The 15,021-nt window shown below is 71.7% G+C and carries 13 protein-coding genes; 9 read left to right on the forward strand and 4 right to left on the reverse strand.

Annotated features, from left to right (window positions below; translation table 11 throughout):
• Nucleotides 1-9 precede the first annotated feature (9 nt).
• The 9 genes from epsF to P1K89_RS30490 all read left to right on the forward strand — a co-directional run bounded on the left by epsF (nt 10) and on the right by P1K89_RS30490 (nt 9,794).
• Nucleotides 10-1,437 carry a chain length determinant protein EpsF gene (gene epsF / locus P1K89_RS30450; protein WP_284620313.1) on the forward strand — a complete coding sequence of 476 codons (1,428 nt, stop codon included), beginning with the start codon at nt 10-12 and terminating at the stop codon, nt 1,435-1,437.
• Nucleotides 1,437-2,435, forward strand: a complete 999-nt coding sequence (locus P1K89_RS30455; protein WP_284620314.1) for a polysaccharide biosynthesis tyrosine autokinase — start codon at nt 1,437-1,439, stop codon at nt 2,433-2,435. Before epsF ends, P1K89_RS30455 begins: the two co-directional genes overlap by 1 nt.
• Nucleotides 2,436-2,490: 55 nt before the next feature.
• A complete protein-coding gene (gene xrtB, locus P1K89_RS30460; RefSeq protein WP_284620315.1) occupies nt 2,491-3,396 on the forward strand; it encodes an exosortase B in 906 nt (301 codons plus the stop codon).
• A gap of 104 nt (nt 3,397-3,500) precedes the next feature.
• The gene (gene epsI, locus P1K89_RS30465; protein WP_284620316.1) at nt 3,501-4,199 is read left to right on the forward strand and encodes an exosortase-associated protein EpsI, B-type; all 699 of its coding nucleotides are present in this window, start codon (nt 3,501-3,503) and stop codon (nt 4,197-4,199) included.
• A gap of 26 nt (nt 4,200-4,225) precedes the next feature.
• Entirely contained in the window at nt 4,226-5,728 is a 1,503-nt protein-coding gene (locus P1K89_RS30470) for a hypothetical protein (protein ID WP_284620317.1), read from the forward strand.
• On the forward strand, nt 5,725-7,215 hold the full coding sequence (locus P1K89_RS30475; RefSeq protein ID WP_284620318.1) for a hypothetical protein: 1,491 nt from the start codon (nt 5,725-5,727) through the stop codon (nt 7,213-7,215). Before P1K89_RS30470 ends, P1K89_RS30475 begins: the two co-directional genes overlap by 4 nt.
• Entirely contained in the window at nt 7,212-7,670 is a 459-nt protein-coding gene (locus P1K89_RS30480; RefSeq protein WP_284620319.1) for a serine O-acetyltransferase, read from the forward strand. The genes P1K89_RS30475 and P1K89_RS30480 overlap by 4 nt, the downstream gene beginning before the upstream one ends.
• On the forward strand, nt 7,670-9,196 hold the full coding sequence (locus P1K89_RS30485; RefSeq protein WP_284620320.1) for a glycosyltransferase family 4 protein: 1,527 nt from the start codon (nt 7,670-7,672) through the stop codon (nt 9,194-9,196). Before P1K89_RS30480 ends, P1K89_RS30485 begins: the two co-directional genes overlap by 1 nt.
• 70 nt (nt 9,197-9,266) lie before the next feature.
• Nucleotides 9,267-9,794 (forward strand): glycosyltransferase, encoded by a 528-nt coding sequence (locus P1K89_RS30490; protein WP_284620321.1) that lies wholly within the window; start codon nt 9,267-9,269, stop codon nt 9,792-9,794.
• Between the two features lie 10 nt (nt 9,795-9,804).
• Here the strand turns inward: P1K89_RS30490 and P1K89_RS30495 are convergent, their stop codons facing one another.
• From P1K89_RS30495 to P1K89_RS30510, 4 genes are all read right to left on the reverse strand, one after another.
• Entirely contained in the window at nt 9,805-11,220 is a 1,416-nt protein-coding gene (locus P1K89_RS30495) for a hypothetical protein (RefSeq protein ID WP_284620322.1), read from the reverse strand.
• A 355-nt stretch (nt 11,221-11,575) separates the two neighbouring features.
• Nucleotides 11,576-12,463, reverse strand: a complete 888-nt coding sequence (rfbA, locus tag P1K89_RS30500; protein WP_284620323.1) for a glucose-1-phosphate thymidylyltransferase RfbA — start codon at nt 12,461-12,463, stop codon at nt 11,576-11,578.
• A 38-nt stretch (nt 12,464-12,501) separates the two neighbouring features.
• Nucleotides 12,502-13,560 carry a dTDP-glucose 4,6-dehydratase gene (rfbB, locus tag P1K89_RS30505; protein ID WP_284620324.1) on the reverse strand — a complete coding sequence of 353 codons (1,059 nt, stop codon included), beginning with the start codon at nt 13,558-13,560 and terminating at the stop codon, nt 12,502-12,504.
• A 13-nt stretch (nt 13,561-13,573) separates the two neighbouring features.
• A complete protein-coding gene (locus P1K89_RS30510; RefSeq protein WP_284620325.1) occupies nt 13,574-15,019 on the reverse strand; it encodes a mannose-1-phosphate guanylyltransferase/mannose-6-phosphate isomerase in 1,446 nt (481 codons plus the stop codon).
• Nucleotides 15,020-15,021 lie beyond the last annotated feature (2 nt).

Genomic DNA, 15,021 nt, shown 5'->3' on the forward strand with positions numbered 1-15,021 from the left:
AGGCACGACATGACGCCGGCGCAGCTGCTTGCCATCCTCAAAGCCCGGCGCCGCATCGCGTTGTCGGTGTTCGGCCTGTGCGTGGTCGTCGCCGTCGTGCTGAGCCTGGTGCTGCCGAAGCAGTACACCGCGACCGCGTCGGTGGTGGTCGATCCGCGGCCCGATCCGGTCGCCGGCATGGCCGGCGGCCTGATGCCCAGCCTGGCGTTCATCGCCACGCAGGTCGACGTGATCGGCAGCGACCGCGTCGCGTTCCGCGTGATCCGCAACCTCAAGCTCGCCGACAACCCGGCGATCCGCCAGGAGTTCGAGGACGACGCGGACGGTCAGGGCTCGATCGAGGTGTGGCTCGCCAACCTCTTCCACAAGCGGCTGGACGTGCGGCCGTCGCGCGAGTCGAACGTCATCCAGGTGTCGTACACCGCGCAGGACCCGCGCTTCGCGGCCGGCATCGCCAATGCCTTCGTGCAGGCCTACCTCGAGACCGTGCTCGAGCTGCGTGTCGATCCGGCCCGGCAGTACGTCGGCTTCTTCGACACGCGCTCGAAGGAAGCGCGCGCGGCGCTGGAGAAGGCGCAGGCGCAGCTGTCGGCCTACCAGCAGAAGAAGGGCCTGATCGCCACCGACGAGCGGCTCGATGTCGAGAACGCCCGGCTGAACGAGCTGTCGAGCCAGGTCGTGCTGCTGCAGGCGCTGTCGGCGGAGTCGTCGAGCCGCGCGACCCAGGCCCAGGGCGGCGCCGGCGAGCGCATGCAGGAGGTGCTGAACAACAGCCTGATCGCCAGCCTGAAGGCCGACGCGGCGCGCGCCGAGGCGCGGCTGCGCGAGCTGGGCGCGCGCTACGGCGACAAACATCCGCAGCTGGTCGAGGCGCGTGCGAACCTCGGCGAGCTGCGTTCGCGCATCGCCGCCGAGACCGCGCGCGTGACGGCCGGCGTCACCGTCACCAATACCATCAACCGCTCGCGCGAAAGCCAGGTGCGCGCCGAGCTCGAGCAGCAGCGCGAGAAGGTGCTGCGCATGAAGGCGGTGCGCGACGAAGGCCAGGTGCTGGTGCGCGAGGTCGAGAACGCACAGCGGTCGTACGACGCGCTGCTGGCGCGCCTGAACCAGACCAGTCTGGAGAGCCAGACCACGCAGAGCAACGCCAACGTGCTGACGCAGGCGGTGGCGCCGAACGAACATTCGTCGCCGCGGCTGGCGCTGAACACGGCGCTGGCGGTGTGCGTGGGCCTGATGCTGGCGCTGCTGACGGCGGTCGGGCTGGAGTTCATCGACCGGCGCGTGCGTGCACCGGAGGACGCCGGCTGGGCGGTCGAGGCGCCGCTGCTGGGCGTGATGCCGCGACCGCTGGTCACGCCGCGCCTGATCGCCTTCGGACCGACGGTGGGCGACCGGGTTCTGCACCGGCTGACGACGCAGCGCAAGGGGACCTGATGGCCAAGTTCAACGATTCCGTCGCCGTGGCGGACCGCAGCGACGAGGCCGTGCGCGGCGGCGTGCATGCCGAGGCCGCATCGGGCCCGAGCCCCGGCGCGAACGGCACGCGCCATGAACCGCCGCGCTCCAGCGGCAGCCTGCACGACCGCGCCATCGGCGACATCCTGCGCGAGGTCGGCAAGCTCAAGGCCGAGCAGGTCGACGAAGTGCTCGCGCACCAGCGCAGCCATGGCGTGCGCTTCGGCGAATCGGCGATCGCGCTGGGCTATGCCAGCAGCGACGACGTGCTGTTCGCGCTGGCCCAGCAGTTCCACTACCCGTATGCGCCGCAGGAACAGGCCAATGCCTGCCCCGAGCTGGTCGCGCTGAACCGGCCCTTCAGCCACCAGGCGGAGGCCTTCCGTGCGATCCGCAGCCAGCTGATCATGCGCATGGCCGCGCCGCCCGCCACCGGTGCGACCGGCGCCACGCTGCGGCGCGCGCTGGCGGTCGTCAGCCCCGATACCGGCGACGGCAAGACCTTCTTCTCGGCCAACCTCGCGGTGGCGCTGGCGCAGCTGGGCGAACGCACGCTGCTGGTCGATGCCGATCTGCGCGGCCCGCGCCTGCACGAGGTCTTCGGCATGCCCAACAACGCCGGGCTGTCCGGCATCCTGTCCGGCCGCAGCGAGGCGCAGGTGATCCAGCAGGTGGCCGCGGTGCCCTCGCTGTACGTGCTGCCCGTCGGCGTGACGCCGCCGAACCCGCTCGAGCTGGTCGAGCGCCCGGCCTTCGGCCTGTTGATGCGCGAGCTGCTGGCGCGTTTCGACCACGTGGTCGTCGACACGCCGGCGGCAATCTACGGCGCCGACTCCTACGTCATCGCCGCGCGCTGCGGCGCCGCGCTGGTCGTCGCGCGGCGCCACGCGTCGCGCATCGGCGCGCTGCGGGAGCTGTCGGCCGTGCTGTCGGAGAGCCCCGCCCGGCTGGTCGGGGTGGTGCTGAACGAGTTTTGACGCGTTGTCCCCGCGTTGCCCACGCGTTGTCCATCGGCGAGCAGTTGGCGCAGCGATGAACTTCACCGAACGATGGCGTCCGACCGCGCTCGACCCGGCGCTGGCGAGCTACGCGCTGGTCGCCGCGGGGCTCGCGGCGCTGTTCGGCCCGACGGTCTACGATCTGGCGACCACCGTGTGGTCGACCGACGAGCAGGGCCATGGCCCGATCGTGCTCGGCGTCGTGCTGTGGCTGCTGGTGCGCAACTGGCGCGCCATGCTGGCCGTGCGCAGCGGGCCTTCCGCCGCCGGCTGGCCGCTGCTGGCCATCGGCCTTGCCTGCTATCTGCTGGGCCGCTCCCAGCAGATCCTGCTGTTCGAGGTCGGCGCCGTGCTGCCGGTGGTGATCGGCCTCGGGCTGCTGCTGTTCGGCGCGGCGGCGGTGAAGCGGCAGTGGTTCGCGCTGTTCTTCCTGCTGTTCCTGATGCCCCTGCCGGGCCTCGTCGTCGAGACGCTGACGATGCCGATGAAGATGGCCGTGTCGGTGGCCGCCGAGCAGGTGCTGTTCTGGCTCGGCTACCCCATCAGCCGCAGCGGCGTGATCCTGCAGATCGGCCAGTACCAGCTGCTGGTCGCCGATGCCTGCGCCGGGCTGCACACGCTGTTCACGCTGGAGGCGCTGGGGCTGCTGTACCTGAACATCGTGCGGCGGAACTCGGCCGCCCGCAACGTGGTGCTCGCGGTGCTGATCGTGCCGATCTCGTTCGGCGCCAATACGATCCGCGTCATCACGCTGGCGCTGATCACCTACTACTTCGGCGACGAAGCGGGGCAGGGCTTCCTGCATGGCTTCGCCGGCATCGTGCTGTTCGTCAGCGCGCTGCTGCTGATCATCGGCGTCGATTCGCTGCTGCACCTGGGGTTCAAGGTGAAGCGCGAGGAGCCGGTGGCGCCACCGTCTGCAACGGGGGCCGCATCGTGAAGCCCCCCGTCGACGCCGCAGCGGGCCGAGCGCCGGGCCGCCCCAAGCCGGCCCGCGATCCCCTCGGGGGATCGGCCGACGTACTCGTCGGACGAGGGGCCGACATGCCCCCGCCGCTGTCGCGCCGGCGCGCGTTGCTGCTGGGCGGACTGCTGGCCGGCACCGCTGCGCTGGCGCTGCCGCTGAAGCCCGAGCGGCTGCTGGCCGCCGACGTGCCGCGCATCGACCTCGACGCGCTGGTGCCGCGCCGCTTCGGCGCGTGGCGCGTCGACACCTCCCTCGTGCCGCTGCAGCCCAGCCCCGACGTGTTGCAGAAGATCGAGGCGATCTACGACGCGACGCTGGCGCGCACCTACATCGATACCCGCGGCCGGCGCGTGATGCTGTCGATCGCCTACGGCGGCGACCAGACCGGCCGCCTGCGCGCGCATCGGCCCGAGTCGTGCTACTCGGCGCAGGGCTTCGCGGTGCGCAAGCTGCGCGACGAGGTGCTGCACGTCGGCACGCACGCGGTGCCGATGTCCCGGCTGAACGCGAAGCTCGGCACGCGCAGCGAGCCGATCAGCTACTGGATCCGCGTCGGCAGCCGCGCGGTGAGCGGCCAGATCGGCCAGCGCCTCGCGCAACTGCGCTACGGCCTGACGGGCGACGTGCCCGACGGGCTGATCTTCCGCATGTCGTCGATCGAGCGCCAGCCCGAAGTGGCCTTCCAGCTGCACGATGCCTTCGTGGCGGACCTGCTCGGCGTGCTCGACACGGCATCGATCGAGCGGCTGATCGGCCGCCCGTCTGCCGCGGCGTGAGGATGCCGGTGAACACGGACGGCCGCATGCCCAGCGTCCGCGCCTTCCGCGCGAGCGCGCTGCACTACGCGTTCGGGCGCCTGCTCAACGCGGCGCTGTCGCTGTCGATCTTCGTCGCGCTGGCGCGCTGGCTGCCGGCGGCGGACTACGCCGCCTATGTCGTCGCCGTCGCGTTGATGGAGATCCTGCTGGTCGCCGCCAACCTCGGCATGGACTGGGTCACCGCGATCGAGATCCCGAAGCTGGCGCAGCGGGCGCCGACGGGCGTGCTGGCCGGCTTCATCCGGCGCTGCGTCGGCGTGCAGGCCCTGGCGCTGGTGCTGGTGGCGGTGCTGCTGGCGGCGGTGGCTGGCGTTGTGGCGCCGCTGCTCGGCCAACCGCTGCTCGACGGACTGCTGGGCTGGAGCGCGGCCCTGCTGTGCGTCGAGGGCCTGAGCCGCGTGCTGCGCGACCAGGTGCTGTCGAGCCTGCTGCTGCAGTGGGCGTCGCAGGCGGCGCAGACCTTGCGCAACCTCGCGATGCTGGCCGCGCTGGCGCTGCTGGCGGTCAGCGGCGGGCTGCACGTGCGGCAGGTCGTGCAGGCCGAGCTCGCCGCCAGTGCCGGCAGCCTGCTCCTCGGTGCCGCGCTGCTGCTGCGCGAGCTGCGCCGGCGCGCGCGGCAGGACGGGCCGTCGGTGCCGTCGGCGCCGGTGGTGGCTCCTTCGCTGTGGTCGCTGCGCGCTCTGGCGGCGAATGCGTGGATCGCGTCGCTGGCCTCGCTGCTGTGGGGCGGGCAGATGATCGTGCTGATCGTCTCGCGCACGCTGGGCGCGGAAGGGGCGGGCCTCGTGGGCTTCGGCCGCAACCTGGCCGAGCAGGTGCGCAAGCTGATGCCGCTGGAGTTCCTGTTCAACCTGGTGCGCACCTTCCTGGTGACGCGCCATGACACCGAGCGTGATGCGCAGCGCCTGCTCGCGCGCATCGCGCTGTTCGTCAAGGCCAACCTCTTGTTCGTGCTGCCGGTGCTGCTGTGCGCCGTGCTCTACGGCGCCGAGATCGCCGGCCTGGCCAGCGGCGGCCGCTACCGCGAGGCGCACTGGATCGTCGTCGGCTGGCTGTGCTGGGTCGTGGTGTGGTCGCACCACCGCCTGGCCGAGGCGCTGGCGCACCTGCTCGGCCGATCGGCCGAGATCGGCCGCAGCAGCCTGGCGCTGGCGGCGATGCCGCTGGCCTACCTGATGCTGCTGCCGATGGGCGGCCTGCCGGCGCTGTTCGTGCTGCTGGTGCTGACGGAGCTGGCCTACATCGCCGTTGTGATCGGCCGCTCGGCCGGCGCGCTCGGCTACCCGTGGCGCGCGCTGGCGCTGCCGAAGGTGATCGGCGGCTTCCTGCTGGCCTGGCTGGTCGCGCTGGCGCTGCATGAAGGCTGGCCGAGCCTGCCGGCGCTGGCCGGCGTGCTGCTGGCGGTGATGCTGTTCGCCGTGGCCATGCTCGGGCTGCGGCCGCTCAGCGCGCATGAGCGGCGCTGGCTCGTCGGAGACTCGGCATGAGCCCGAACGGCGGCTTCGCCTGGGCCGGCGCGCGCGGCCCCGGCCGCTCGGGTCTCGCGGTGGCGCTGCTCGGCGGCGCCGCGCTGCTGCTCACGCTGCTGTTCGCGTTGATGATCGGCGTCTCGGCCTGGCTGCCGATGCTGCTGCTGATCGCGCTGCCGCTGACCGGGGCGCTGGTGTGGATCGGGCTCGGCGAACCGTCGCCGGCGCTGATGCGTGCCGTGCTGGTGGCCGGGGCGCTGCTGGTGATCTCCGCGCCGGCGCTGATGCAGGCGCGGCTGCCGCTGGGCTATGTGTTCGAGCTGCTGCTGTTCACCTGGCTGGCCGGCGCGCTGGTGCAGGCCCGGCGGGCGATGCGGTCCGACCCGGCGCTGCGCTGGCTCGCGGCGCTGTTCGGCCTCTATCTGCTGCTGTCGATCGCCAGCAGCGTGCTGGGACGCTCCCAGCCGATGGCCGCGGCCTGGCAGTTCCAGTACAACCTGAAGTGGGCGGCCATGTTCCTCGTCGGCATGCTGCTGGTGTGGGACGTGAAGACCGAGCGCGTGCTGCACGGCCTGCTGGCGCTGCTGTGGCTGCCGCTGGCCGCGGCCGCGCTGCTGGAGCTGGCCGCGCCGGGCCTGCACCACCGCCTGTTCGGTCCCTACGTCGACTGGACGCCCAATCCGCTGCTGGGCGGGTTGCCGCGCCTGCGCGGCCCCTTCCTGCATTCGGGCTACCTGGCGCTGACGGCGGCCGCCTTTGCCTGGTGCTGCGTGGTGCTGGCGGTCTCGACGAAGCGCTGGCGCTGGGGCCTGCTCGCGCTGCCCTACCTCGCGCTGCTGCTGGCCAGCGGCCAGCGCCAGGAGTGCGCCGGCTTCGCGCTGGCGCTGGCCGGCCTGGCGGTGCTGACGCTGCGCCGCTACGGCGTGCTGCTGCTGCCGCTGGCGATCGCCGCCATCGCCGTCGCGGCGCTGGTGATGCTGATGCTCGACCATGTCCCGGGGCGCGGCCTGCTCGCGCAATGGGGCTTCGGCCAGCCCTTCGACGTGCTGTCCGAGCGCGCGGTGCTCAGCACCAAGGGCCTCGAGGTCGCGAACCAGTGGTTCCCGCTCGGCGCGGGCCTGGGCACCTACGGCGGCGCCGGCGCCCAGAAGTTCGACCAGTCGCTGTTCCTCGATCTCGGCTTCGCCAGCTACTGGTGGTTCCGCGAAGGCAAGTTCCTGATCGACGTCTACTGGCCCAGCGTGGCCGCCGAATCCGGCTGGTTCGGGGCGGCCGCGCTGATGGCGTGTTACCTGACGCTGCTGGTCGGGCTGCTGCGGCGCCACCTGCGCGATCAGCGTGCCGGGCGCGGCTCGGCGCTGCTGCCGATGGCGTTGGGCGCGCTGGTGATCCTGCTGTCGAACACGCCGACCTCGGCGGTCATCACCGATCCGCGCGGCAGCTTCGTGCTGTGGCTGCTGATCGGCGCCGCATGGCGCTTCAGCCAGGCGAGGGCCGACCGATGATCGCGCTGCGCATCTACCGCGTGGCGCGCTGGCTGTACCTGAAGCGCGTGCCGGTGCTGCCCTACCTGCTGAAGGCGTTCAACCGCATCGCCTTCAACACCGTGCTGCCGCCGAGCGCGCAGATCGGCGCCGGAGTTCTGCTGAGCTACGAGGGGCTGGGCACCGTCGTGCACCGGCGCGCGGTGATCGAGGACGAAGCGGTGATCGGCGCCGGCGTGACGATCGGCGGCCGCTCCGGCAGCCAGCAGGTGCCGGTGATCGGGCGCGGCGCGATGGTCGGCACCGGCGCGAAGGTGCTGGGGCCGGTGCGGATCGGCGCGCACGCATCGATCGGCGCCAACGCGGTGGTCCTGACCGACATCCCGGACTACGCGGTCGCCGTCGGCATCCCGGCGCGCGTCGTGCGCATCAATGCGCCGCACGAGGTGCCGGACTACCGGGAGGGACTGGTGTGATGGGCGAGCGCAGCCATCGCCGCGTCTGGATGGTCGGGCCCGCGCTGCAGGCCCCCGGCGGCATGAGTGCGGTCGCGCAGGCGTACCGCGAGGCCGGGCTCTTCGATCGCTGGGGCGTGCGCTACCTGTCGAGTTACGCTGGGCCCGGCCTGTGGCGCCAGCTCGCGACGATGCTGCCGGCGCTCGCGCGGCTGGCCGGCGCGCTGCTGCTCGGCCGCGTCGCCCTCGTGCACGTGCACAGCGCTTCGCGCGGCAGCTTCTGGCGCAAGTCGGTCTTCTGCGCGGCCGCGCGGCTGGCCGGCGTGCCCTATGTCGTGCACCTGCACAGCGGTGAATTCACGGCCTTCTATCACCGGGAGTGCTCGGCCATCGGGCGGTGCTGGGTGCGACGGGTATTGCGCCAGGCCGCCGCGGTGATCGTGCTGGCGCCGCATTGGGCGCGCGAAGTCGCGGCGATCGAGCCGGCGGCCGCGGTGCGGGTGGTCGCCAACCCGGTGGCGCTGCCGCCGGTCGCGCAGGCAGTGCGGGCGCCCGCGCGGCGGCTGCTGTTCCTCGGCCGGCTGCGGGAGAAGAAAGGCGTGTTCGACCTGCTCGCCGCGCTGCCGGCGCTGCGCGAGCGCCATCCGAGGCTGCGCCTGTGCCTGGCCGGCGATGGTGATCTCGACGCGGTGCGGCGCGCGGCGTCCGCACTGGGCGTGGCCGATGCCGTCGAGCTCCCGGGCTGGATCGACGGCGCCGCCAAGGACGCCGAGCTGCGGCGCGCCGACGTGCTGGTGCTGCCCTCGCATTTCGAGGGCCTGCCGATGTGCGTGCTGGAGGCGATGGCCGCCGGCGTGCCGGTCGTTGCCACGGCGGTCGGCGGCGTGCCGTTCGCGCTGGACGAAGGCCGTTGCGGTGCGCTCGTGCCGCCCGGCGACGTGCCGGCGCTGGCGCAGGCGGTGCTGCGGCTGTTCGACGACGCCGGCCACCGCCGGCAGCTGGCGCAGGCCGCGCGCGAACGCGCCGCGGCGCTGTTCGCCACCGGCGAGGTGCTGCGCCAGGTCGAGGCCACGTGGCGCGATGCGCTGGCGCCGCGACCGATGACCGTGCTGCTGGTCGCTTCCGGCGGCGGGCACTGGGTGCAGCTGACGCGATTGGCGCCGGCCTTCGCCGGCTTCGACCTGGCCTTCGTCACCGTGCAGGCCGACTACGCGGGACAGGTGCCCGCGGGGGCGCGCTTCCATGTCGTGCGCGATGCGACGCGCTGGGACCGCTGGGGACTGCTCGTGCTGGCCTGGCAGCTGCTGCGCATCGTCTGGCGCGAGCGGCCGCAGCTCGTGGTCACGACCGGTGCCGCGCCGGGCTTCATCGCGCTGGCGATCGCGCGGCGCCTGGGCGCGCGCACGATCTGGATCGACAGCATCGCCAACGTCGAGCGGCTGTCCTTGTCGGGCGAGCGCGCCGGGCGGGTGGCGGACGTCTGGTTGACGCAGTGGGAATCGCTGGCCCGGCCGGACGGGCCCGACTGCCGTGGGAGCGTGCTGTGAGCGCCGCCCGGCCGTTCCGAAGGCGCTCGCTCCCCCTCGGGGGGACGGGCCGCAGGCCCAAGGGGGCCAAGTGAGCAGCGCCGTGTTCGCCACCGTCGGCTCGCAGATGCCGTTCGACCGGCTGATCCGCGCGCTCGACGGCTGGGCGGCGCGGCACCCGGCGGTCGGCGTCTTCGCGCAGATCGGCGACAGCCCGCTGCAGCCGCAGCACATCGAGAGCTGCCGCGTGCTGGCGCCGGAGGAGTTCCGCGGCCGGGTCGCCGCCGCGCGGGTGATCGTCGCGCATGCCGGCATGGGCTCGGTGCTCACCGCGCTGGAGTTCGGCAAGCCGCTGGTGCTGCTGCCGCGGCGCGGCGAGCTGCGCGAGACCCGCAACGACCACCAGGTGGCCACCGCGCGCTGGCTGGCGAGCAAGCCCGGCATCGAGGTGGCGCTGGACGAGGCCGAGTTCGACGACGCGCTGGCGCGGGCGCTCGAACGTGGCGCCGGCATGAGTCCGGCGCCGCGCGGGCCGGCGGCGGAAGCGCTGATCGGCTTCCTGTCGCGCTATGCCGACGACCTCGCGCGGGAGCGCGTGGCCGCGCCGATGAGGCGTTAGGGGCCGATGATCAGATCGCGCCGCCGACCAGCATGCGCGCGCGCTTCCACACGGTGATGCGGCTCGTCGGGGAGGGCACGGACTCGGCCATCAGGTAGACGCCGAAGGCCCAGCGGTGCACGTCCGGCAGGTCCTGGATCAGGTTGCGGCCGATGCGTTCGAACAGCAGCTTGCCGTTGATCCACACCTTCAGCTTGCCCGACGAATACGGGTCGCTGCGGTCGTCCAGCACGGCCTGGATGACCATGTTGATCTCCTCGCCGCGCTTGACGTCGGGGATGACCCAGCGCATGTCGTTGCCCCACAGGTTCTGGCGACGCTGGAAGAAGGTCAGCTGCAGGTTGGCGATGTTCGCCGGCGAGGTGTCGATGAAGAAGCCCATCGACGGATGGCCGGGGTCGGCCTTGAGCTGCCACAGCAGCGTCGGGCTGACGGTCGGCTTGGTCAGCGGCCAGGGCTGGGTCGCGGTGCCGAGCTTGAACGACAGGTCCCAGGTCAGCGTGGTGCGGGTGGGCACCGGCCAGCTGTTGACCATCACCCGGCATTTGTCCGGGCTGGCCGGGTCGCCCGACTGGTAGCCGACCGTCAGCAGGCCGTTGGCGTAGTCGATGCGCCGGCCCGGCAGCAGGTTCGACGCCTTCGGCGTCGAGCCGTCCGACACGTTGAGGAAGCTCATCGTGCCGTTGGCGTTCTGGATCGGTGTCTGCAGCGTCAGCGCGTTGGTGCGGTTGGTGGCCGGATTGATGATCGGGCCGACGAAGTCGAAGCCGCGGGCGACGTCGTCGCCGGTGCCGTAGATGCCGAGCTTGACGCGCTTGAGCGCGTCCTTGGTCTGCACGTAGTACGGCGGCTGCGCGGTGAAGACCGACAGGCCGCTCAGGCTGGGCACCGTCGTCGCGACGTTGGCCAGGTCGGCCATGCGGATCGTGACCGTCTGCTGCTGGACGCCGTCGGTCGTCGTGGTCGTCGTGGTGCTGCTCGGCGCGAGCAGCGGCAGGCTGCTGGTGGTCGTCGTGCTGCCGGTCTCGGCGGCCTGCGGTTGCTGCGTCGTGCCGCTCGTGCCGCTCGTGCCGGTGGTGCCCACCGTCGGCTTGCTGACGACGCGCATCGCCTGCCGCATCGGTTCGGCGTCCGGCGCGCCGTCGCCGCCGCCGTCGATCGCCGGGGCGGCCAGCGGGACCGCCGCCAGCGCCTCGATGGTGGCGTCGTTGAACGCTTCGAGCGGCGTCACCGGCGCGACCACGTCGGCGGGCGTGGCCAGCGCGCCGTCGGCGCCGGTGCTCAGGTCGGTGCCGCTGCCCAGCGCGCCGGCCGACAGGGCGGCCTGCCCGGGAGCATCGAGGCGGGTGGAGGCGGCTGTATCGGTGTCGTCACCGCCGCCGCAGGCGGCCAACAGCGCGCAGGCTGCGGCCATCGTGGCCAACATGGGGGTGCGTCGTGCGAATCGCTGGGAGGGATGGGGGCGCGTCATGGTACTGGTCGAGGCAAGGCTCACCCGCAGCCGCTGGTAACAACGGTCGCTGGAAAGCGGAGTTGGTCGAAACGACGGCTGGCGTAGTAGCCGGCAGAAGAGCCGGCGTGACGCGCCCGCGTGGCGCCTGCCGTCGTGGGGCTCGTGGACCGGTGGTTCGCTGCGCGCTGGCTACCGGTCCGCGGTTGGCACGAATTGTTTATTTATTCGTGGGTGAGCGCGCGCTTCACGATGTAAGCACGGACACACGTTGGTAACCAGACGTGTGATGAGTAGCGAGACTTATTTCACGACCTGCCGGGAAGCTGCGTCAGAACGCACGTTCCCGCAGCACCTGCATCAGGTACTGGCCGTAGCCGTTCTTCAACATCGGCTGCGCCTGGGCGGCCAGCTGCTCGGCGGTGATCCAGCCGGCGCGGAAGGCGATTTCCTCCGGGCAGGCCACCTTCAGCCCCTGGCGCTTCTCGAGCGTGGCGATGAACTGGCTGGCCTCGAGCAGGCTGTCGTGCGTGCCGGTGTCGAGCCAGGCGTAGCCGCGGCCCATGATCTCGACCTCCAGCTGGCCCTGCTGCAGGTACTGCGCGTTGACGGTCGTGATCTCCAGCTCGCCGCGCGCCGACGGCTTGATCTGCGCGGCGATGTCGCAGACCTGCTCGTCGTAGAAGTACAGGCCGGTCACCGCGTAGTTGCTCTTCGGCTGCTTGGGCTTTTCCTCGATCGACAGCGCGCGCCGGCCGGCATCGAACTCGACCACGCCGTAGCGCTCGGGATCGTGCACGTGGTAGGCGAAGACGGTGGCGCCGGACTCGGTGGCCGCGGCGCGCAGCAGCAGCGTCTGGAAGTCGTGGCCGTAGAAGATGTTGTCGCCCAGCACCAGCGCGCTCGGGTGGTTGCCGATGAATTCGCGGCCGAGGATGAAGGCCTGCGCCAGCCCGTCGGGGCTGGGCTGCACGCAGTAGCTCAGGTTCAGGCCGAAGCGGCTGCCGTCGCCGAGCAGCGCCTCGAAGCGCGGCGTGTCCTGCGGCGTGCTGATGACCAGGATGTCGCGCATGCCGGCGAGCATCAGCGTCGACAGCGGGTAGTACACCATCGGCTTGTCGTACACCGGCAGCAGCTGCTTGCTCATCGCCAGCGTCGCCGGATGCAGGCGCGTGCCCGACCCGCCCGCGAGGATGATGCCCTTGCGCGTCTTGTTCATCGGTTCCTCCTCGATTCCCTCGCGGTCCGGTCAGGGCGTCAGGCCCCGTACTGCTGCTTCACCCACTCGCGGTAGCCGCCGCTCTGCACGTCGGCCACCCAGTCGGCATGGTCGAGGTACCACTGCACCGTCTTGCGGATGCCGGTGGCGAAGGTCTCGGCGGGGCGCCAGCCGAGCTCGCGCTCGATCTTGCGCGCGTCGATCGCATAGCGGCGGTCGTGGCCGGGGCGGTCGGCGACATGCGTGATCAGCCGCGCGTACGGCCCGGCGGGGTCGGGGCGGAGTTCATCGAGCAGCGCGCAGATCGTCAGCACGATGTCGCGGTTGGCCTGCTCGTTCCAGCCACCGACGTTGTAGGTCTCGCCGATGCGGCCGCTCGCCAGCACGGTGCGGATCGCGCTGCAGTGGTCGCCGACGTAGAGCCAGTCGCGTACCTGCAGCCCGTCGCCGTAGATCGGCAGCGGCTTGCCCGCAAGCGCGTTGACGATCATCAGCGGGATCAGCTTCTCGGGGAAATGGTAGGGCCCGTAGTTGTTGCTGCAGTTGGTCGTCAGCACCGGCAGGCCATAGGTGTGGTGCCAGGCGCGCACCAGGTGGTCGCTGGCCGCCTTGCTGGCCGAATACGGGCTGTTGGGTTCGTAGGTGTGCTGCTCCGTGAACGCCGGCGCGTCGGGCGCGAGGCTGCCGTAGACCTCGTCGGTGGACACATGGTGGAAGCGGAACGCTTCTTTTGCGCCGCCCTCGAGGCCGGCGTAGTGGCCGCGCGCCGCCTCGAGCAGGCCGAAGGTGCCCATCACGTTGGTGCGCATGAACTCGCCCGGGCCGTGGATGCTGCGGTCGACATGGCTCTCGGCCGCGAAGTGCACGATCGCGCGCGGCCGGTGCGAGGCCAGCAGGCCGTCGACCAGCGCGCGGTCGCCGATGTCGCCCTTGACGAAGACATGCCGCGCATCGCCCTGCAGCGAGGCCAGGTTCCGCAGGTTGCCGGCGTAGCTCAGCGCGTCGAGGTTCACGACGGTCTCGTCGCTGCCGGCCAGCCAGTCGAGCACGAAGTTGCTGCCGATGAAGCCGGCGCCGCCGGTGACGAGGATGGTCATGGAGGGTTCGCTTTCAGCTGCGGCCGTACGTGTCTTCGAAGCGCACGATGTCGTCCTCGCCCAGGTAGCTGCCGGACTGCACCTCGATGATCTCGAGCGGCACCTTGCCGGGGTTGGCGAGGCGGTGCACCTGGCCGAGCGGGATGTAGGTGCTCTGGTTCTCGGTCAGCAGGATCACCTTGTCGCCGTTGGTGACCTCGGCGGTGCCCGACACCACGATCCAGTGCTCGGCGCGGTGGTGGTGCTTCTGCAGGCTCAAGGACGCGCCCGGCTTCACCAGGATGCGCTTGACCTGGAAGCGCGGGCCGGCGTCGATCGAGTCGTACCAGCCCCAGGGCCGGTGCACCTTGCGGTGCAGGGCATGTTCGCCGCGCTGCTCGGCGCCGAGCTGCGCGACGATCTGCTTGACCTCCTGGCTGCGCTCGCGGTCGGCCACCAGCACCGCATCGGCCGTCTCGACGACGACGATGTCGGTCAGGCCCACCGCGCTGACCAGGCGGCTCGTCGCATGCACGAGCGTATTGCGCGAGTCCTTGATGATCGCGTCGCCGACGGCGGCATTGCCGGCGCTGTCCTTCGGCAGCACCTGCCACACCGCTTCCCAGGCGCCGAGGTCGTTCCAACCGGCGTCGAGCTCGACCATGCGGATGTCGAAGCCGCTGCCGGGACATTTCTCCATCACCGCGTAGTCGACCGATTCGCTCGGCACCGCGCCGAAGGCGGCCTTGTCGGGCCGCACGAACTGCGCATCGGTGGACCGTGCGTCGAACGACGCGCGGGTCGCCGCCAGGATGTCCGGCCGGAAGGCTTCCAGCGCCGCCAGCCAGGTCGAGGCCTTCAGCACGAACATGCCGGCATTCCAGAAGTAGCCGCCCTCGGCGAGGTAGCCCTCGGCAGTGGCGAGGTCCGGCTTCTCGACGAAGCGCGCGACCTTCGGCGCCTCGCCGGCCGCGGCGCCGGTGGCGACGCGGATGTAGCCGTAGCCGGTTTCTGGCCGGTCGGGCGTGATGCCGAGGATCGCGATGGCCCCCCCGGCGGCCACGCTCACCGCCTGCCGCAGCGCCGCGGCGAAGGCCGCGTCGTCGCCGACGGTCTGGTCCGCCGGCGTCACCACCAGCACCGGGTCGCGGCCAGCGGCGCGGGCCTGCAGCGCGGCCAGCGTCAGGGCCGGCGCGGTGTTGCGGCCGACCGGCTCCAGCAGCAGCGCCGCCGGTTCGGCCTTCAGCTCGCGCAGCTGGTCGAGCACCAGGAAGCGGTGCTCCTCGTTGCCGACCACCAGCGGCGCGCCGACAGCGACTTCGCCGCCGGCCAGCCGCTGCAGCCGCGCCACGGCCTGCTGGAAGAGGCTCGAATTGCCCGACAGCACGAGGAACTGCTTCGGATAACCGGCGCGTGACAGCGGCCACAGGCGGGTGCCGGAGCCGCCGGCCATGATCACGGGTTGGACGTCGACAGACATGA

The organism is Aquabacterium humicola (genome assembly GCF_030167915.1).
Classification (GTDB): Bacteria; Pseudomonadota; Gammaproteobacteria; order Burkholderiales; family Burkholderiaceae_C; genus Pseudaquabacterium; species Pseudaquabacterium humicola.